The organism is Butyricimonas sp. RTP31003st1_G1_RTP31003_210430, assembly GCF_040920905.1.
GTDB classification, from domain to species: domain Bacteria; phylum Bacteroidota; class Bacteroidia; order Bacteroidales; family Marinifilaceae; genus Butyricimonas; species Butyricimonas paravirosa.
The window spans coordinates 1-19,750 of the sequence record NZ_JBCOSQ010000082.1; the positions used below are offsets into that span (position 1 = coordinate 1).

General features: G+C 42.7%; 16 protein-coding genes and 1 pseudogene. 14 read left to right on the top strand and 3 right to left on the bottom strand.

Annotated elements, in window-relative coordinates:
* From AB5542_RS18630 to AB5542_RS18675, 10 genes and pseudogenes are all read left to right on the top strand, one after another.
* Positions 1–472 (top strand): annotated as a pseudogene (locus tag AB5542_RS18630) (SusC/RagA family TonB-linked outer membrane protein); the annotation flags it as partial.
* A gap of 22 nt (positions 473–494) precedes the next feature.
* Positions 495–1,949 carry a RagB/SusD family nutrient uptake outer membrane protein gene (locus tag AB5542_RS18635; RefSeq protein WP_087420075.1) on the top strand — a complete coding sequence of 485 codons (1,455 nt, stop codon included), beginning with the start codon at positions 495–497 and terminating at the stop codon, positions 1,947–1,949.
* Between the two features lie 16 nt (positions 1,950–1,965).
* Positions 1,966–2,748 (top strand): DUF4843 domain-containing protein, encoded by a 783-nt coding sequence (locus AB5542_RS18640; RefSeq protein ID WP_117722174.1) that lies wholly within the window; start codon positions 1,966–1,968, stop codon positions 2,746–2,748.
* A gap of 28 nt (positions 2,749–2,776) precedes the next feature.
* The gene (locus tag AB5542_RS18645) at positions 2,777–4,198 is read left to right on the top strand and encodes a hypothetical protein (protein WP_279038450.1); all 1,422 of its coding nucleotides are present in this window, start codon (positions 2,777–2,779) and stop codon (positions 4,196–4,198) included.
* Positions 4,199–4,422: 224 nt separating this feature from the next.
* The gene (locus AB5542_RS18650) at positions 4,423–4,977 is read left to right on the top strand and encodes a sigma-70 family RNA polymerase sigma factor (protein WP_158571824.1); all 555 of its coding nucleotides are present in this window, start codon (positions 4,423–4,425) and stop codon (positions 4,975–4,977) included.
* A gap of 429 nt (positions 4,978–5,406) precedes the next feature.
* A complete protein-coding gene (locus AB5542_RS18655; RefSeq protein WP_279038451.1) occupies positions 5,407–8,466 on the top strand; it encodes a SusC/RagA family TonB-linked outer membrane protein in 3,060 nt (1,019 codons plus the stop codon).
* Positions 8,467–8,488: 22 nt separating this feature from the next.
* Complete coding sequence (locus AB5542_RS18660; RefSeq protein WP_279038452.1) at positions 8,489–9,922, top strand: RagB/SusD family nutrient uptake outer membrane protein; 1,434 nt, start codon at positions 8,489–8,491, stop codon at positions 9,920–9,922.
* Between the two features lie 20 nt (positions 9,923–9,942).
* Positions 9,943–10,719, top strand: a complete 777-nt coding sequence (locus tag AB5542_RS18665) for a DUF4843 domain-containing protein (protein WP_270546220.1) — start codon at positions 9,943–9,945, stop codon at positions 10,717–10,719.
* A 20-nt stretch (positions 10,720–10,739) separates the two neighbouring features.
* Complete coding sequence (locus AB5542_RS18670) at positions 10,740–12,152, top strand: hypothetical protein (protein ID WP_279038453.1); 1,413 nt, start codon at positions 10,740–10,742, stop codon at positions 12,150–12,152.
* Between the two features lie 126 nt (positions 12,153–12,278).
* The gene (locus tag AB5542_RS18675; RefSeq protein ID WP_279038454.1) at positions 12,279–12,782 is read left to right on the top strand and encodes a hypothetical protein; all 504 of its coding nucleotides are present in this window, start codon (positions 12,279–12,281) and stop codon (positions 12,780–12,782) included.
* Positions 12,783–13,138: 356 nt separating this feature from the next.
* Here the strand turns inward: AB5542_RS18675 and AB5542_RS18680 are convergent, their stop codons facing one another.
* The 3 genes from AB5542_RS18680 to queC form a co-directional block, all read right to left on the bottom strand.
* A complete protein-coding gene (locus tag AB5542_RS18680) occupies positions 13,139–13,954 on the bottom strand; it encodes a 7-carboxy-7-deazaguanine synthase QueE (RefSeq protein WP_279038455.1) in 816 nt (271 codons plus the stop codon).
* Between the two features lie 25 nt (positions 13,955–13,979).
* A complete protein-coding gene (locus tag AB5542_RS18685) occupies positions 13,980–14,516 on the bottom strand; it encodes a 6-pyruvoyl trahydropterin synthase family protein (protein WP_270542301.1) in 537 nt (178 codons plus the stop codon).
* A 145-nt stretch (positions 14,517–14,661) separates the two neighbouring features.
* Positions 14,662–15,339 (bottom strand): 7-cyano-7-deazaguanine synthase QueC, encoded by a 678-nt coding sequence (gene queC, locus AB5542_RS18690; protein WP_270546227.1) that lies wholly within the window; start codon positions 15,337–15,339, stop codon positions 14,662–14,664.
* A 311-nt stretch (positions 15,340–15,650) separates the two neighbouring features.
* On the opposite strand from queC, the gene AB5542_RS18695 reads away from it, so the two are divergent.
* The 4 genes from AB5542_RS18695 to AB5542_RS18710 all read left to right on the top strand — a co-directional run.
* Positions 15,651–16,085 (top strand): polymer-forming cytoskeletal protein, encoded by a 435-nt coding sequence (locus tag AB5542_RS18695; RefSeq protein ID WP_087420087.1) that lies wholly within the window; start codon positions 15,651–15,653, stop codon positions 16,083–16,085.
* Positions 16,086–16,273: 188 nt separating this feature from the next.
* Positions 16,274–17,197 carry a tyrosine-type recombinase/integrase gene (locus AB5542_RS18700; protein ID WP_087420088.1) on the top strand — a complete coding sequence of 308 codons (924 nt, stop codon included), beginning with the start codon at positions 16,274–16,276 and terminating at the stop codon, positions 17,195–17,197.
* Between the two features lie 439 nt (positions 17,198–17,636).
* A complete protein-coding gene (locus AB5542_RS18705; RefSeq protein ID WP_279038456.1) occupies positions 17,637–18,857 on the top strand; it encodes a FimB/Mfa2 family fimbrial subunit in 1,221 nt (406 codons plus the stop codon).
* A gap of 99 nt (positions 18,858–18,956) precedes the next feature.
* A partial coding sequence (locus AB5542_RS18710; protein ID WP_368243328.1) for a FimB/Mfa2 family fimbrial subunit occupies positions 18,957–19,750 on the top strand: 794 nt, incomplete at its 3' end.

Genomic DNA, 19,750 nt, shown 5'->3' on the forward strand with positions numbered 1-19,750 from the left:
GGTTGGAAATTCGAATCCGATTTTGGAGGGGAGTATTTTTTCCAGTTTATCGTACAAGGGTTTCACGCTGAATATTACTACCGGTTATAAATTCGGGGGCGATGCTTACAATAACACGCTGGCCGACAAGGTTGAGAACATAAATCCGTGGGAAAACGTGGATCGCCGGGCATTTACCGATCGGTGGAAAGAACCGGGTGATTTAAAACGTTTTCTGGGTATCCCGGAAAGTAAAAGCGATAACAAGCGGTATTCAGAACGTTTCGTTGAACGGGATAATCTGTTCGAGATCAGGAATATATCGATTAACTATGAATTTAAACCGGAATGGTTGAAGAGATTCGGGGTTAAACGGTTGAATGTCGGGTTTGGGATGAATGATATAGCCCGTTTTTCTTCCATGAAGTTGGAACGGGGAACTTCCTATCCTTTCGAGAGGAGTTTTAACATTACTTTCAGACCGACTTTTTAGTAAACAGTAAATTGAAACGAGTATGAAAAAGATAATAATTCTACTGTGTATACCATTCTTCTTTCTCCGGTGCGATAGTTTTTTGGATGTGAATCCGGATTCGGAAGTGGTGAATGACGATATGTTCAATTCGGCAAGCGGTGTTGAGGATGCCCTCTATGGCGTGTACATGACGATGGTAACAAAGGATATGTATGGACGGCTGATGTCCACGACGATACCGGAGATTCTGGCACAGAATTTCACTTCGACTTATCAGTACTTGCCTTATTTGGGGCGTTTTGAGTACGAGCGGAGTGAAACGAGAAATATGTATAAGAATATCTGGAAGACCAGTTATCTGGCGATTAGTTATTTGAATAATATTATAAATAATCTGGAAAGTAAGAGCGAGAAGGATTTCCGGCATTACAATTTATACATGGGTGAGGCTTTGGGATTAAGGGCGGTTATTCATTTTGATTTACTGCGCTTTTTTGCCGTACACGTGACTTCTACCGATGAAGCGGCAAAAGCGAGAGCTATTCCCTACGTGACGGAGTATGATTTTAAGGTGACACCTTATTCTTCGGTGGAGGGGATTTACTCGAAAGTGATAGCCGAGCTTAAAAGAGCGGAGGCGTATTTGTCTGAGGATGAGGTGCTGATGCCAGCCGAACGGGTGGGAAATGAAAAGGGATTTACCGGGGCCCGTGTGTTACATTTCAATTTATACGGGGCGCAGGCTACTCTGGCACGGGTTTACTGGATGAAGGGTGATCTGGATAGTGCCCGGATTTACGCGGACAAGGTGATTCGGTCCAATAAGTTCCGTTTCGCTAGCAAGACGTCCTTGAATACATTCATGCAGAAAACGGTGTCGATGGAGGAGACAATATGGGGGCTGTACAACGCGGAAGTCTATTCCGACTGGCTGACCCAGCACGTGCGGAGGCAGGGATTGGGTGATCTGACCACGGATTTTAAAAGTATCTATGCTTATGAAGGGCCTACCGGAAAGAAGGATTACCGTTTGGATAATTGGTTTGGGACATACAACAGGAGCGGAACTCCGGTGGATATATTGGTGAAAGTGATGGGAAATGTATCCGATACGACTTCTCTCACGACGAGTTATAACGGGGGGCCTTATCTGGGAACAAGTATGATTCGAATTCCGGAAATGTATTATATTATGTCAGAGGCTCTGCTTGCAACCGGAAATGCGGAAGGAGCGATGGAATATCTGGATGCGGTGGTTGATGCCCGAGGGATGGAGAAATTCGCGGACCGGACTCCTCTTGTCGATATTACGCTGAGTGATATTATGGCGGAACGCCGAAAGGAATTTATCGGGGAGGGACAATGGTGGTTCTGTCTGAAGAGATTGAACAGTCCCGTGAAATTGAGTGGGGCGACCGGGGCCACCATTCCCGGCAGTGATAAGATATATGTTCTGCCGTTGCCCGTGGAAGAGGAAGATTATCGTCCTGAATAATTAAAATAAGAACGTTATGAGAAATAAATATCTACTATATATCGGAATATTCCTCTGCATGGGAATATGGGCGTGTAGCAATGATGCCGTGTACTATGACGTGAATCAGAAAAGATCCATTTATTTCACTTGGGATCGTTATAATTCTGTCACGAAAACAGCAAGTGACACTGTGTTTTTCAGTTTCGCCTTGTACAACGAGACCGAGTACGAGTATCGAGTTCCGATCAAGGTGGCCGGAATGCCGCTTGGCGAGGAATTGACTTACGAGGTGGAAGTTGTCGCGGATTCTTCAACGGCTAAGTATGACAAGCATTTTAAATTCGGGAAATTGGTGATCCCGAAAAATGAGGTTGAAGGGTATCTGTCTATTATTTTGGATCGTACGGAGGATATTATGGATCATCCGGTCATACTCTATCTCAAGTTTAAGGAGAATGATTATTTCAAACCGATTGCTAATAATTACTATCGTTTGTCGGTCGTGGATGGTGCTTTGCCCGAACCGCAATGGTGGGCTCCCAATTTCTTGGGGGTGTATGCCCGGAACAATGATCGCCTTTACCGGAAGATGCTAGAATATTTTTGGCAACTGGAAGAGTTGAAACCTATCTTTTATAAAGAGAAAGTGGAAGAATACGGGTTATACTTGGAGTATGCCAAGGCGGGATTCTATCAGGTGAAGGGTAATATTATTTGGATAAATTACGTGTTTAAGCCTGCTTACGATTTCTATACTGACCCAGCGAACACGTATGAAGGGTTTGATATGGTGAATCCGGATCGGTTTATCCGCTAAAAGAGAATTTAAAATTAAATGGTAAGTTATGAAAATGAAGTTATATATAATCATGCTGTTTTGCCTCATGGTGGGGATGTATTCCTGCTATGATGATGATACGACTTCCGGAAGGAAAGAAGTGTCGTTACTGACAATTACCGCTGCTCATGACACGCTTACGACCTCTTTCGGGGAGGAGCTTGTGGTGAATCACTTGAAAATAGAGCAGTCCGGGGAGGAATTGCCTTTAACTTACGAGTGGGCGTACGGGGATCTGGATATTTCCGGGGGAGCCGTGAAACCTTACCCGATTAAAGACACGCTTCACGTGGTATCGACAGATCCGGAGCTTAAATATGCTTTTCGGGAATTGGGTACGTTTGCCTTGCGTTTGAAGGTGGATAACGGTGAAACGACAATATTCAAGTTCTTTATTCTTCAGATAGATACCGAATTTTCCGAGGGAATTACTATTTTGAGCCGGGATGATGCCGGGAAAGGAAGGCTTTCTTTTATGAAGACGTTGACTAAAGAGGAGATCAGTGGGGGAAAGGTACCGACTTTCCGTACGGATATAATGGAAATAGCTAATCCCGGAATGGAGTTGGAGAATGTGACAGACATGATTCAGCAGGGAGGGCGCTTGATGGTTAGTTCGGGAAGTAACGGTAGAATTTACAATATGGATTCCCGTTCTTTTGATATCGAAACTGCGACCTCTTTTGCTGGTAAGTTTCCGGGGGCCAATATTCAGCAATTCGTCGCTATATCGGCATATAGTAATATGCACGTACTTTCGGAAAATAAGAGAGCTTATGTTTACGAGACGGACGTGGATGAATTGTTGGTACTGGATGCTTTTGACGGTTTGGAAGTGGATGCTGGGGTATCTCATAGTAAACCGGTGTTTATCAATTATGGAACTTCAACTATGTATGCTCCTAGTACGTCCTCGGGTGCAGTGAATAGTGGGACTATTTTCACGAATTATGACATCGTTAATACTTGTTTTATCAACACTTATCTGTATGTATTCTCCACGGATAAGAATGATCCGTTGCATATTTATATACCTCGAACATCAGCCTCGTTTGCCAAACCTACCGTGGCGAATACGGTGGATTATCAAAGTTCGCGGCCCATTGGTATGGATCGTAATTCGATGACTGTGGGGACAAAGGTGTATAATTGTATTTATTACACGTATAATAATGAAATATATCGTTGGGACCCCGGGCGGCAGTTGCCGACAACTCCTTCTATCACGGTCCCGACAGGTATGGAAATAACGACTATTGCTGTCGATCCGGATCAAAAATTACTTTATGTCGGGTTGTACGAATCAGCTAGTACGAAGGAATTGAAAGGATGTTTGTATATTTATGATGCAGATAGCGGGGAATTGCTTGAAACATATGATAATATTGCGGATAGGCCGCTTCGTGTGATTTATAAAGAACGTGTATAGCGTAAATGTTTGTGTGAAATGATTCATGAAAAATCGTGTAAAGGCTAACAGAGCCTTTGCACGATTTATGACATAAATAATATCTCGTCATATGAGTGAATGTAAATCATTTAGGTCTCTATTTTGTTGTGAATAAGAAGTATTTTATGTATTTTTGAAATAGTGTTGTCCGGGAAGATGATACTTTGTTAGCGGGAAACCGAATGTTTATTCGTATAAAGTGCATGATGATAGATTTTATGGAACGGGAAGTTGTATATGAGCGTTTTGTGAAAGGGGATGAGAAAGCCTTGGAATTGTTGTATGATCAATATTTTGCAACATTGGGAGTTTACGCGGGACGTTTCTTGCGGGAAGAGAATGTTTGCGTGGACATCGTGCATGAGAGTTTTATCAAGACGTGGGAGAAAAGGAAACAGTTTACCTCGTTCCAGATGATTATCAGTTTTTTGTATGCTTGCGTGAGAAATGCTTGTCTGAACGAGTTGCGGCATCTGGACATAAAGAATAAGGTCCTGTTGCAACAGGCATCCAGTCTCGATATTGAGGGGGAAATCATAGAACATGAGGTGAAACGGATTATCTGGGCTGAAATTGCCCGATTGGCAGGTGATTATAAAGAAATCATGGCGATGAGTCTGGAAGGGTATTCTACCAAGGAGATTTCGGAAGAGTTGAATCTTTCCGAACAGACGATTAAAAATAAAAAGGGAGAGGCGTTAAAACAACTTCGCAAAAATATGGGACCGTACCAGTGGTGTCTCCGGCTTTTCTTTTAAGGGATAGTTTGCTTGTAATATTCTATATCATTGATTTATAATTCGTATATTTGTCTTATCTTCGGGACAAAAAGAGAATCTTCGTGTCGTTTTTGTTTGTGAAATTGAAACTTGGTATCTCTTTTTTCCCTAATCTTGCAACTCGCCAAAATCGATACTTGCTTGATTGAAATTTTTTATTTATTTTATTACTTTTGCTCCCCTTGTTTTGAAATAGTTGTAGAAAACAGGGATAGAATGTAAATTATGCGATTGAACGTGAATGATAAAGTTGAGGGTTTGCGTCAGGTAGCAATGATGGTGTGATGATGTATTTTACGGGTTTATACCGCGTGGTGCGATGAATGATGTTAGGTGCGAGTGGATATGTTTAGACAATAAAGTGATGGAAACATATCTTGCACGTATGGTATTAAAAGATCAAATTAAATGAGAGTAGACTTGGTATTGAAGTTTGACGGCAACTTATGTGGTGTTGTGAAATGGATTCTGTTGTTCTGCTGTGTATGTTTTCCAGAAATCCCCGTGGCGGGTGAATCACGTTCTTCCTTGATCGTGATCACGGGAGAGGTGAAGGATGCAGATGGCGAACCACTTCCGGGCGTGACGGTTGTCCTGAAAGGGACTTCTTTGGGATGCGCCACGGGTACGGACGGGAAGTTCCGATTGGAAATTCCGGAACAAAAGGAGATGGTGTTACTTTTCCGGTTTGTCGGGATGAAGAATCAGGAAGTCAAGGTTACCGGTGCCCGGCATATCCGGGTGACGATGGTGAAGGATATGAAAGAGTTGGATGATGTGATCGTGACCGGGTATTACACGCAGGCGAAGAATGCTTTTACCGGGGAGATTACCCGGATCAAAGGGGAGGATTTATTACGGGTGTCCCCGACGAACCTGTTACAAGCGTTGTCAATCTTGACACCGGGATTGAGGATTATTGAGAATAACGAGGCAGGGGCTGACCCGAATGTCGTGCCTGAGATTCTGATTCGCGGGGCGAGTTCAATCATGACAAAAGGACAGGAAGGGGTGAACGCTCCCTTGATTATGCTGGACGGGGTAGAGATTTCCGTGGAGGATTTGTATGATCTGGATATTTACGATATAGAGCAGATTTTGGTGCTGAAGGATGCGTCCGCGGCGGTACTTTACGGGGAGAAAGCTGCAAACGGGGTGATATTGGTGGAACGGGTGCGGGGAAAGTCGGATAAGCCGAGATTCAGTTATAATTTCACGCCAATGTTCAGTTTTCCTGACCTGACCTCTCTTCGCTTGTGTGATGCGGAGGAAAAGTTGGAACTGGAGCGTTTGGCGGGATTGTATGACCGGGTGGATGGTAGTCTTGACCCGGCTTATGATTATAAGCTGGAGAATATCCGCCGGGGTGTCAACACGGATTGGACAACGAAACCTCTGCGGAATGCTTTCACGCATAGTCATTCTGCCACGATGACCGGGCGGGGTGGCGGAATCGAGTACAAGGTAACGGGACGGTTGTCAAATACATACGGGGTGATGAAAGGTGATTATCGCCGGAATTACGGGGTAAATGTTTCTTTGTCGTACCGGTTTGCCCGGGATGTGGTGGCCACTTACCAGTTGGCTTATACCATGACCGAGGGAAAGAATAGTCCTTACGGGAGTTTCGCACAGTACACGAGGTTGAACCCGTACAACCCGGTATATGACGAGGATGGGGAGTATATACGGAATTATTATTTCGATCCGGTAAACCGGACAATGGAACGGCAAGTCAATCCACTGTATAATGCCACGCTGGCGAGCTTTTCGAAGAGTCAGAATAAAGCGGTCACGAATTATTTGTCGTTACGCTGGGATATGAACGAGACCTTGTTTATCACGGGAAACGTGAGTGTGCGACAGGGTGACACGTGGAATAAGGTGTATGTTTCCCCGGAGGATGCGAGTTTCACCTTGCAGGAGATTCCTCAAAACAAGAAAGGGACTTACACGGCATATTCAACCGAGACGACGAATTGGGCGGGGAAATTGGTACTTAATTATCGTTTACCGCTGAATGATGCCGGGACTACGGTCCTTTCCTTGAGTGCGGGTACGGACATCGGGAAGGACAAGTCTTCTTCGATGCAGGTGAAGGCGGAAGGTTTTATGAAGGACAAGATGACGGATATTAAATTTGCCTCGCAGTATGCGACTACGCGTCCCGTGGGTGGCGAGAAGGAATCGGCAGAGGTGGGGTTCTTCGTGAACGGTAGTCTTGATTTGCTGGGACGATATTTTGTCAATGCCTCCTACAAGACAGCAGGTTCATCGAAGTTTGGCAGTAAACATCGTTTTGCCCCGGTATGGTCGGCGGGAATCGGTTGGAATCTGCATAAGGAAGGATTCATGAATTTCGATTGGTTGAATGTTTTACGTCTTCGGTTTAGCGTGGGTTCAACGGCTAACGTGACATTCACGCCTTATCAGGCTTTGACCACTTATCTTTATGATTCCGACTTAATTCATTATGGCGGGATGGGTGCGGTTCCGATCACTATGGGGAACCCCGATATGAAATGGCAGGTTACCCGAAAGTATAATTGGGGATTGACGGCTACTTTCTGGAAAGAACGGGTGAACGTGGAGGCCAGTTACTACGTGAACAAAACGAGGGATGCCTTGATGCCTTTGACCTTGCCGTCTTCTGTCGGTGTTTCTTCGGTGTTGGTGAATATGGGGAAGTTACAGAATTCGGGCTACGAGTTTTCTGTTTCTGCACAAGTGGTCAAGCGAAATAACCTGCTTTGGATGGTGATGGTAAACGGATCGCACGTGTTTGATAAGCTGACGAGTATCTCGGATGCGTTGAAGGCGGAGAACATGGCGGCTTATTATGGCGTGAAACCTCAGCCGATGTTCGTGGAAGGGGGATCTCAGTTCGGTATATATGCCATGCGTTCCGCGGGAATTGATCCGGCTTCCGGGCAGGAGGTGTATATCAAGAAGAACGGGAATTACACGTTTACTTACGATAAGAACGAGCGAGTGGAGGTTGGGAACACGAATCCCATGCTGGAGGGGAGTCTTTTCACGAGCTTGTCGTACCGGGGATTCACGTTGAATGTCACCGCGGCGTACAAGTTTGGCGGTGATATTTACAACACGACTTTGGCGAATAAAGTGGAGTATATTGATCCCTACGGGAATGTGGATCGTCGGGCTTTCACCGAACGGTGGAAGAAACCGGGAGACTTGGTGCGTTTCTTGGGGATTCCGGAGAACGTGAGCGATGAAAATCGGTATTCCGAGCGTTTCGTGGAACGGGATAACACGTTCGCGATAACGAGTATCATGTTGAATTACGAGTTTAAACCCGGTTATTTGCGCAAGATCGGGATTAAGAGACTGAATCTAGGCATAGGCGTTGCCGATATTGCCCGGTTCTCTTCCGTGAAACAGGAACGAGGTACGGAATATCCTTTTCAACGGAGTTTCCATATCACGTTTAGACCGACATTTTGATAATTACTAAAGGTAGAAGATGATGATGAAAAGAATATTATTGGCGTGTATCTCTTTATTTTTCTTGGGATGTGGGAATTTCTTGGATATAAATCCCGAATCGGAGGTAGTGAACGATGATATGTTCAGTACGGCGGAAGGTGTGGAGGATGCGTTGTATGGGGTGTATATGTCGATGGTGAAGGAGGATATGTATGGTGGGGATATGTCTGTGTTGATACCGGAGTTGTTGGGGCAAAATTTTGTTACAGATGATGGGTATTTGGTTTATGTTTCGCGTTTAGATAATGAAAACTCATATGCTCGCAATATGACTAAAAAGATGTGGCCGGGAAGTTATCTTGTTATTAGTTATTTGAATAATATAATCGAAAATCTGGATCAAAAGAGTGTGAAAGACTTTAAGTATTATGATTTATACCGTGGAGAGGCTTTGGGATTACGAGCTACTATTCATTTTGATTTACTACGATTGTTTGCTGTTCACATAAATTCAACGGATGAAAATGCAAAAGCAAAGGCTATTCCTTATGTAACGAAATATACTTTTAAAGTAACTCCTTTTTCATCAGTGGAAGAAGTGTATGAGAAAATCATTGCAGATCTGAAAGAAGCTGAAACTTGTTTGGTTGAAGATGAGACCTTGATGCCGAAGATACGTAAAGGTGGAGAAAAGGGGTTTACGGGAGCCAGAGAATTACATTTTAATTTGTATGCAGCGCAAGCAATGTTAGCCAGAGTGTATTGGATGAAGGGGGATTTGAAAAACGCAAAAAAGTATGCGGATAAGGTGATTCAATCGGAAAAGTTCCAATTTGTGAATCAAGAGGATTTACCGACATTTATGAAGAGACGAATTTCTTTGTCCGAGACGATTTGGGGATTATATACAACGAATATTAGTTCGTATTTGTATGATAGACATGCTGCGAAAACTATAATGATTCTTCATAATGGCTGGAAATTATTATATAAAAATACAGAAGGACCGGAACCGGGGGAAGATAAACGATTATCTGCTTGGTTTCTTTCTAAAGAAAATACAGGAAATTCGAAAGATATTTGTGCTAAAATTATGGATGAATCAAATGATGCCTCTGAATATTCCGGAGGTGCATATCTTGGTTTTAGTATGATTCGTATTCCGGAAATGTATTATATTATGGCTGAGGCCTTATTGGAGGAAGGAGATAAAGAACATGCAAGAGATTATTTGGATGCCGTGGTGTCGGCTAGAGGCATGGTGAAATTTGCGGATCGAGATACGGGTAAAGATATTACTTTGGATGATATTATGAACGAACGGAGAAAAGAGTTATTTGGAGAAGGGCAATGGTGGTTTTGTTTAAAAAGGTTGAATCGGGATGTCTATGTTCATGCGTTAGATGCAACTTTAAAAGGGAGTGATAGAATTTACACCTTGCCTCTACCCACGGAAGAACTTGATCCTCGTTAAATTATAAAATTAGAAAACGTATGACGACAAAGTATTTGATATATACAGGAATATTCCTTCTGTTAGGGGCTTGTTCGAACAAGGCTATCTATTACAATCCGGACCAGAAGAGAAGTATCTATTTTAATTGGGATCTTAGTAAATATGTTTCTAACGTGGCTCCCGATACGGTATTTTTCAGTTTCGCAATTTATGAAGAGAAAGAGGTGGAGTATCGTATTCCGGTGAAGAGTATGGGAATGTCTGTTGATGAGGATCAATATTTTGAGTTGGAAGTCGTGGAGGATTCAACCACGGCGGAATTTGGTAAACATTATGAGTTTGGTACTTTGATCATTCCTAAAAATGAAGTAGAAGGCGTGTTGTCCTTGAAGTTGAAACGGACGGAGGACCTGATGAATCATCCTGTTCTTCTTTATTTGAAGTTTCGGGAGAACGACTATTTCAGACCGATGGAAGGGGATCATTATTGCCTTTCCATTATGGATGGGAAACTAGCGCAGCCAACTTGGTGGGCCAGTTATTACCTAGGAGAATATAACAATAATAATGATAGATTATATTTGAAGATACTGGAAAATTTTTGGGCCTTGGAAGAGTTAAAACCCGTGTTTTATGCCGAAAAAGAGAAGGAGTACGGGAAGTTTCTGGAAAATGCCCCGACAGCTTTTTTTCAGATGCCGGGAAATATGATTTGGATAAAATACGTGTTGAAACCTGCTTACGAGTATTATAGTGATCCGGAAAACACGTACGAAGGGTTTGCTATGGTTGATCCGGATCGGTTTATTCGTTAAGCAAATAAAAGTTATTGGAGATGAAAACGAAATACAGTATCGGGATCTTGTGTTTTACCTTATTCGGGTTGGGAGCTTGTCTGGATGATCAGTCTTCGTTGGGAGATCGGGAGTTATCGGAAATCACGATTTCCACACCTCATGACACGCTGACGGCTTATTTCGGTGAGGAATTTGTGGTAAGTGATTTGAGCGTGGAACAATCCGGGGAAGAGTTACCTCTCGCTTATGAATGGAGTTACGGAACGTTGAATACGGATGAAAATGGAATGGCCTCCTATCCGATTAAAGATTCGTTACATATCGTGTCGCACGATCCGGAATTGAGATATGCTTTTCGGGAATTGGGAACTTTCGGGTTACGATTGAGGGTTGATAACGGGGAAACGATCCGGTATAAATATTTTGTTTTACAGATAGATACCGAGTTTTCGGAGGGGATCACGGTGTTAAGTCGGGATGGGGATGGAAAAGGACGAATTTCTTTTATGAGAACACTAACAAAGGAGGAAATTAATACCGGGAAAGTGCCTATGTTCCGGACGGATATAATGGAGCTGATAAACCCGCAAACGAAAATGGAGGATGTGACCGACATGGTGCAGGTAAATAATCGTTTATTGGTTTGTTCCGGTGAGGAGGGAAGGATTTATAATATGGATTCCCGGACTTTCGATGTTGAAGGAATGACCTCGTTTAAGGAATTATATCCGGGATGTGCTTTCGTGAAGTTTGCCGGGGTTTCTGCTAATAACAACATATATCTCGTCTCACGTGACAGACGGGGATACGTGTATGATTACGTTTTAGATGAATTAGTGCTGACAGAATATTTTAAAGATCTGGATGTTGATGCGGCTGTTTCGGTGGATAGACCCGTGTTTGTTAATTATGAAACGTCCGTGTTTTATTCTCTTTCGCTCGGAGGGGTAAATAGCTCTTTAAACAAGTATGTCGATTTTAATATTTGGGGTGTTTGTCCTGTTGGGAGTAGCGTGTATGTCATAGCTACCTATAAAGCGATGCCTTCCTATATCTATTTGTCTCAGACAACTTTTAGCTTAGGCAACCCGACCATTCTTCAATTCTATGATAGTCCGGTTTCACTGAAAGTTAACCGGAATTCATTGCTTACCGGGAGTAAATCATGTAGTTGTCTGTATTACACGTGCGAGGATGGTATATATTATTGGGATTTGAAGAGTCGGTTGTTGACAACACCTGTTATTTCGATACCTGAGGGAATGGAGATCACCAGTTTGTCGATGAACACGGCTGGGACTTTACTATATGTTGGTTTGTATGAAAAAGATGAAACAGAAGCTCTGAAAGGGCATTTGTATATTTATGATGTAAAGACTTCTGTCTTGGTAAATCAATACCACAATATTGCAGATAAACCTATTGCGATTGTTTATAAAGAACGGGGGTAGTAGAATTGGCAACATTAAAACCTGAAGAATAATTTGTAAGAATCTGATATGATGTTGAATACAATTATTAACTTTGCTGACAGCGTGTAAACGTGTTTTATTTAATAATCAAAAAAATGAAGGGGCATGAAAAAAGTTTTTTTCTTTATTCAAATTTTATTTCTAATAGCTCTATTTTCCGGGGGTAACCGGAATATAGAGGCTGGTAACGTGAATATGTCTTCGTTGCCTTCACAGGCTAGGGATCAAGCGTATTATTCGCAATTGGAACAGAATGGTAATCGTTATACGAAAGATCATAGTTGGTTGAAAAATGGTGATGATTTTATACAGGTGGGTATTTCTTATGATCATGTGGGAGCAATAGGTGGAGCTGTCGGTTTAATCGTTCCGGTTAAGGCGGTGGATGAAACTTTCGTAAAAGGTGAATTGCTGGCAGAAATAGAAGGTTCCGGTGGTTCTACAAAGTTGTATGCACCCTGTGCCGGAGTGGTGAAGGGCATCAATCCTTTAATAGAAAATCCTTATCAAATGCAAGCTAATCAAGTTTGGGTATACAAATGTCATTTGAAAAGAGATCAATTGGAGAATTTGATGGGTGATCAGGAGTATGCTGACTACATCAAATAGGCTTTTCCTTCTTTTGTGTTAAAATTTGCCTATCTCCACTCTTCAGCTTGCATCCTTTTCATATTTTGTCGTTATCCTTTTGTTATCTCTCTGTTCCTAGGAGCGAGTGGATAACGACGAATGACGAAGAGATAACGACACGTATGTAAGAGAAGGTGTGGAGATAGGCAATTGTAAGTGATCAGAAAGATTTACAACCGATATTATTCCCTGAATATTGCACACAGCTGAGATATAGCTGACTTAAAGCCGAGATAAAGTCGAGTTGAGTCGTCTTTGTTAGTCCGGGTTTTCTTCATGTGTATTTTTTGACGGATGTTCACGTGCTTAAATGGGATAGAATACCGCTTTTATATTTATACTCCTTGTTTGTTGCCAAAAAGAGATATGTGAAGCCGATCGCAGAAACGCCACCCGTTCCGGATGCAATGTTCCAGAGTTTTGGGGATCGAGAGGCTTAATTCTTCGGGAGAGGCTCCCATCGGCATCAATAGGATATCTTCTTTTGCCCATCCATCCAGTTGTTTCAAAAGTGTCTGTATTTCGATCACGTCGTTTTCCCCGGAGTAAACGAATTTTAGTTGAAAGTCTTTTTTGTTTTTACGGGCGTGTGTGATAAATGATTGTATAGCCGGGATATTAATGCGGGTCTTGTTGTGGTGGTCCGCGTGAGGTGCAGGGGGAACAGAGCCGGATAATTTGGGGGAAAGACTAAAAAAGTCGATCATCTCGGCACATTCTTCTACATAAAGCGTGGCGTTGGTTTCGACGGTAATATGAAAATGGGTCTCTTTTTTTAATTGCAAGCACAATGCCCGGACTTTATCCGCTTGCAAGAACGGTTCGCCACCCGTGATTACGATATGATCTATGTTTCCTCGGTTATGACCGATAATTCGCACGATCTCTTCCACGGGCAGGGAGAACGAATTCTCTACCTTAAAGGCAGCGTATGCCGTGTCGCATTCGCAAGTATTCCCGGCAAGTGTTTTCCACGTGCAATGGAGGTTACATCCGGCTAACCGAATAAATAGAGAAGGTATACCGTTTAATTTTCCCTCGCCCTGTATCGTTCCCGCAACGTGTAATCCAGAGGCGGGCAGTTCCTTTAGCAATTTACCGTCCTTGTCTTTCGTGATCGGGAAAATACCGTCCTTCGCCAAATGTAACATACGTGAGCTTTTTAGTTTTTATCTTTTATCTTATTCCTTCCCACCACTGCTCATTTTTCCATTCTTCCCGGATTGCCTCGGAAAAACGGATGTCGTGAACATTGAAATTCACGAGTTTCAGGTCTTCTCGGAAAGCCTCGGCATACCCGGTTGCCGTTTCATGTACCCGAACGGAGGAGAGTTGTACGTTTCCTTCCCCGTTTTTATGCTCCGTGTTTTGCAGGATTTTGTCGATCAAGTAAAGGAATAACAATGCATATCCTTCAGCAGAAGGAGAGACGGGTATTTCAGCTACCCGGCGGTTGTATTTGTATACAAAAGTCTTCAACTCGTCGGATTCTTCCTGCCACAACGAGTAGGTATGGTCGAAACTATCCACGAGTTCCTTCACCTTATCCAGCAGTACGAAGTCCATCACCATGTATCCCCGGTCCAGCTTGTCGGACGTGATGAATACTTCCACGATATACGAATGTCCATGAATGTTCTCCCGGCAACGGTGTGAAGAACAATTCCGCACGATGTGTGCCCCCTCGAATTTGAATAACTTTCTGATTACCATTTATTAATTTTAAATTTTAAATCCTACTAATTTATTGATTTTAGATTTTAGATTTCCACCCACGAAGTCCACGCTTTTTCAATCGTAAATCGTAATTCATAAATCATAAATTAAATCGGTTTTTTCATTTTCAATTCTCCATTTTTCATTTTCCATTAAACAACGGGTCTTTTATTCCCGCCTCTTCAAATGCTTTTGCCCGGAGAAGGCAACTATCGCAGGTGCCGCAGGGTTTTTCGTCGCCACGGTAACAAGTCCAGGTGAGGCTGTAATCAACTCCTAAACGATTTCCCAGACGTACCTCGTCGGCCTTGGTCATGTGCATGAAGGGGGCGTGAAGGGTGATCTTCTGTTTTTTCTCGGCACCGAGAACGGTTCCCAAGTTTATGGTTTGTTCCATGGAACGGATGAATTCTTCCCGGCAATCCACGTACCCAGAGTAGTCAACCTCACTGACCCCGATAAAGATGTCGGTGATGTCGAGGGCGTCGGCGTAGGAGGCAGCCACGGAAAGAAATACCATGTTCCGGGCGGGAACGTACGTGTCCGGGATGGTCGTCCGGTTTATATCCCCGTCGTGAATGTCCATCTTCTCGTCCGTGAGGGAACAGCCGTCCCATTGATTCAGCATGATTTTTACGAATTTGTGTTCTTTTACCCCGGCGGCTTTTGCCACGGCTTTTGCCGCTTTTATCTCTTTATCGTGTTTTTGCCCGTACTCGAAGGTGATAGCATATAATTCATCAAATCCTTGCTCTTGGGCAACGTATAGGGCTGTCGTGGAATCTAGTCCCCCGGATAGTAAAACAAGCGCTTTTTTCATGATCTTCCTTTCTCCTGTTATTTATAGTCGCAAAGGTAATATATTTCGGGTTACGATCAACAAGAAATGGAATGGGTAATAAATAAGACTTTTTGTCAGTTTTTTGAGCGTCGTGAATCTTGCCGTACGGTATTAATCCCGTTTGTTTTGGTCTTCCTGTCATTATTTTTACTTATGTAAAACTTTTTTTGTTTACTATTTTTTGTTGACTAATTAGCTCTTATTTCACCTATTTATTTTATATTTGTCAGATACTAATATTTGAAAATCGAAGAGTGTTCATCTTTTTTAATGACTAATTCATATTTGATATGTTTGGAAAGAAAAAGAATGAAGATGACTCTGAAAAATTAATGAAAGTCAGTGCTGACAACCTGACAATGATTACAATAGGGACGATAGTGAAAGGGACAATCACTATTGCTGGAGGATTACATCTGGAGGGAACGTTAGAGGGAGATATTATTTGCAAAGGGAAAGTTGTGATTGGTCCACAAGGAAAAGTCAAAGGAAATGTGAACTGTGACACCGCGGTGTTGTATGGTTTGTTGCAAGGAGATGTTCGTGCGACGAATGAACTGTACATGAAATCCGGGTGCATGGTAAAAGGTGATGTTTACACGCGTAAGCTGGAAATAGAGCCGAATGCCGGATTCGATGGTGTTTGTAATACCACCGGGATGAATGTCCCCGTGAAGGAAAAGAACACCAAAGTGGAAAAGGTCATGGTGGTGGAAGAGAAGTAGCCTTAGACTGGATTCTCTTAAAAATAGACTTTTAATTTTCTCCTGGTTTGGATGTACGATTTTACGACAAGTGAATGGTGGTCGGTTGTTGAAATGTTTGCATAAATAGCTAATTGGCATATGTTTTATTATGTGTCGGTTGGGTTAAATTATAAAACACTATAAATTGAAATCTAAACAGATAGAAGATGAAACGAGAATTTTTAACACAGTTTATGGAGCGACTTATTGTCGAGTTGGAACGAGAGCAGCGAGATGGTACTGCTCATGTTTATCAGAGTACTTTGAAACGGTTGAAGAAATTTGCGAATGGGCGCGAAGTTAGTTTTAAGCAATTGACCCCGGAATGGTTATCTCAATTCGAGCGGAAATTGTTGTCCGACCAGTTGAAGTGGAATTCTATTTCAACATATATGCGGACGCTGAGATCCGTTTATAACCAAGCGGTTGAACGAGGGATTGCCTCTTATATACCCCGTCTTTTCAGCCGGGTGCATACCGGGATTGATTGTCAGGTGAAAAGGGCAGTTTCCCCAGAGGTGATCTGTCGGTTGATGACAGATAAAAAGCCTTTGCCTGAACGGCTTTCTTTTACCCGGGATATGTTTGTCCTGCTGTTTTTGTTACGCGGGATGCCTTTTGTGGATCTGGCATTTTTGCGTAAGTGTGATTTGCAGGGGAACGTGATTGTTTATCACCGGCACAAGACGAGACGAAAACTGACTGTTGTGGTTTGCCCCGAGGCGATGGCCATTATCGAGAAATACAGGGATATGTATCCTGATTCTCCTTATTTGCTCCCTATTATTCAGGACCCCAAGCAGGACGAGTACCGGCAGTATTCCAGGATGTTGCGCTTGCATAACTACCGTTTGCGGCAAGTCGGGTATTTCCTGAAGATTAGAGAGCAATTAAGTACTTACGTGGCGCGCCATACTTGGGCAACCACGGCGTTACGACAGAATTATAATTCCAGCCTGATTTGTGACGCGATGGGACATTCATCGGTAAAGGTGACCGAGACTTATTTCCAGCGTTACCGGGAGGATGAGGTGAATCAATTAAATAATGCACTTGTGGCTTTTGTTCTATCCAAGAAAGTGTTGTGTTGAGAATAATATAGGAATTATGTGATGTCAAGAAGGTAAATGTCTGACAATTAGTCAGAAAAAAATCCGTTACTTTGTAGATAACGGAATCTTTTAATGAGTGCAAATTTATATATATATTTTTATTATTTCAAATAATGCGACGATTATTTTTCAATAGATGATAAAATAATTCAATTTTTTTTGAGTAGTAGTTTTTTTGGAGACAAAAAAACTATTACCCACCTTGATTTTCTAAAAGATGGGCGGAGTTCAGATCGCCTTCCCCGGACTACAAAAATTCATTATATAAATAATAACCCGCCGAAAGACCCCTTTTTATTTGAAATTTTATGTTTTACCGTTACCTACAAAGTAACGGTAAATTTAAATAGTGTGTAGTAAAAATTTTTGATGACATTCTGTCAGATTTCAAATGTTAGGTAATTTTAAAGAATGGGTTATGAAAAAAAGATTTAGTTTATTATGGTCATTGCTTGCAATGGTGGTAGTGTGTGCTTGTTCAAAGAGTGGTGGTTCGGATTATCCGGATCCGGAAAAGGCCGGTTTAACGTTTCAGGTTACTTTTGATAAAACCGGTATGGAAGGAAGAGCTCCACAATCTACGGCAATTCCGGAAACTTCATGGTCAAATATCAAACAATTACAATTCTTATTGTACAACGCGTCCGGTCAAGTGGTTTATTCAACCATCGTGAACCCGTCAAGCGTGTTGAGTACTTTCACGTACACGGACGTACCGGTAGGTACCGGTTACACGTTAGTTGCTGTTGCGAACGTGAAAAGTTCTTCGGATGCAATCACTACTTATATTGATGGAGGTACAACTCCAACTGAATGGACGATGTGGAATGTGCGCCAGAAGACTCTCTCGAATTTGGTGATAGAGCATGCAGATGGAGCTTTCCCGACATTCTGTTCAACTAAACTGACCACCGCGGGTAATGCTGCTTACAATGAACCGTCAGAGATCTTTATGGGATCTGCAACGGGTATAGATGTTGCAGCCGGAACGACGACTCCCGTGTCGGCTATTGCTCTGAAACGTGAAGTGGCCATGATGCGTGTTCGTTTGAATGTAAAAGATAGTGAAACGGATAATGAAAACACGGTTAATTTCACGCAGGATGCTTCTATCATGGTTTATCGTTTACCGGATAACATGAAAATTGGGGCAGCAAATGCAGGTGGAGTGAGTGCAACGTCAACCGATGCCAATATATTGGCTATAAAGGACGGAACCATTTTCAACACGGCCGATCCTACTTCCGGATATAACCCGAAGGTTATTCTGAAGAATAATTTCACCATGTGGAGAGATGTTATCGTGTGGCCGAATAATGGAGGACGTGCTATTAATGGAGCATCAACAGCAGACGCTTCTGTCGATCGCCAGTATTTTATCGTTGTTTCCGGACGTGGAAAAGCAGGTCATATTTTGGCAAACGGGGATGAGATGTCTACTGACGGTCCTGTTTATTGGTCTGGTTTGATTAAAGAGAACTTTACACCGAACACGATTCGCGAAGTAAACTTGACTTTACGTTCAGGAGGAACAACAGACGTGCCGACAAAACCTAGAGCAGAAGGTGGTTTGACAATTGGTGTTTCAGCTCCGGAAGCTTGGAGTAGTAATATCGTAGAATCAGCACTTACACTGTAAAAGAATTCCTTTTTATACACTCAAGATGATTTGCCTGGGAGCAGGACCTCTGCTCCCGGGGAATCTGAAATAAGTGTAAAATCAACAAAAATATTAAATATGGGAAAGAACAGACTTCTCATAGCATTTACGGGTGTGATTATCCTGCTCCTGCTCGCGTCATGTACCTATGATTATTTTAAAGATGAAACCAATTACCAGGTTTACGTACCCGAAGTGGTGGATAATAAGGTTAGTGACTGTCGTGTACTGGTTTATGACGAGACAGGAACATTGGTGGGAGCGCGTTACGAGGCTGCCCCGTGGAAAGATCCCCGTATGAGAGCAGGGTTGTTTAGTTTCAGATTACCCCCTGGTGAATATAAGGTCTATTGTTATACGAATACGGATAGTCTTTCATTTGTGGATGAACAACAACTGGAAACCTCTGCTTTTATGCTGAATAATAGCAGTTCCGGGGAGAATCATTACGTGCATCCTTCGGACGTGTTATTCCAGAAGTTTGTGCCTGTAATCGATCACCCGGGAATTTTGCGTACAGACACGGTGGAGTTGGAGCATTATACAGGAAGAATAACCGTGCGTTTTAAGAATTTTCCGGGCGACGTGTCACGCATAGTAAACGTGCAATTGTTGGCAGAAGGGGCGTCCTCCGTGCAGTATTTGAAAAATGATACAATAGCTGGTCGGCAGACCCCGGATGATCATATGTTTCATTTCGGAGAGTTACCGGAACAGACGACTGCTGATTATCTGGAAGTGGATCATCGTTATTTACCGTCTGTTGAAGGCGAATTTATGAGGCTGAATTATACATTCCTGGACCGTGACGGTATTGCCGTCAATCATTTACCGGTGGAAGTGAAAGATAAACTGACCGGTTTGCCACTCAG

Excerpts from the sequence above, each read along its gene's own strand:
- AB5542_RS18635 (WP_087420075.1), top strand. The coding sequence starts at position 495 with ATGAAAAAGATAATAATTCTACTGTGTATACCATTCTTCTTTCTCCGG.
- AB5542_RS18640 (WP_117722174.1), top strand. The coding sequence starts at position 1,966 with ATGAGAAATAAATATCTACTATATATCGGAATATTCCTCTGCATGGGA.
- AB5542_RS18645 (WP_279038450.1), top strand. The coding sequence starts at position 2,777 with ATGAAAATGAAGTTATATATAATCATGCTGTTTTGCCTCATGGTGGGG.
- AB5542_RS18650 (WP_158571824.1), top strand. The coding sequence starts at position 4,423 with ATGATGATAGATTTTATGGAACGGGAAGTTGTATATGAGCGTTTTGTG.
- AB5542_RS18655 (WP_279038451.1), top strand. The coding sequence starts at position 5,407 with ATGAGAGTAGACTTGGTATTGAAGTTTGACGGCAACTTATGTGGTGTT.
- AB5542_RS18660 (WP_279038452.1), top strand. The coding sequence starts at position 8,489 with ATGATGAAAAGAATATTATTGGCGTGTATCTCTTTATTTTTCTTGGGA.
- AB5542_RS18665 (WP_270546220.1), top strand. The coding sequence starts at position 9,943 with ATGACGACAAAGTATTTGATATATACAGGAATATTCCTTCTGTTAGGG.
- AB5542_RS18670 (WP_279038453.1), top strand. The coding sequence starts at position 10,740 with ATGAAAACGAAATACAGTATCGGGATCTTGTGTTTTACCTTATTCGGG.
- AB5542_RS18675 (WP_279038454.1), top strand. The coding sequence starts at position 12,279 with ATGAAAAAAGTTTTTTTCTTTATTCAAATTTTATTTCTAATAGCTCTA.
- AB5542_RS18680 (WP_279038455.1), bottom strand. The coding sequence starts at position 13,954 with ATGTTACATTTGGCGAAGGACGGTATTTTCCCGATCACGAAAGACAAG.
- AB5542_RS18685 (WP_270542301.1), bottom strand. The coding sequence starts at position 14,516 with ATGGTAATCAGAAAGTTATTCAAATTCGAGGGGGCACACATCGTGCGG.
- queC (WP_270546227.1), bottom strand. The coding sequence starts at position 15,339 with ATGAAAAAAGCGCTTGTTTTACTATCCGGGGGACTAGATTCCACGACA.
- AB5542_RS18695 (WP_087420087.1), top strand. The coding sequence starts at position 15,651 with ATGTTTGGAAAGAAAAAGAATGAAGATGACTCTGAAAAATTAATGAAA.
- AB5542_RS18700 (WP_087420088.1), top strand. The coding sequence starts at position 16,274 with ATGAAACGAGAATTTTTAACACAGTTTATGGAGCGACTTATTGTCGAG.
- AB5542_RS18705 (WP_279038456.1), top strand. The coding sequence starts at position 17,637 with ATGAAAAAAAGATTTAGTTTATTATGGTCATTGCTTGCAATGGTGGTA.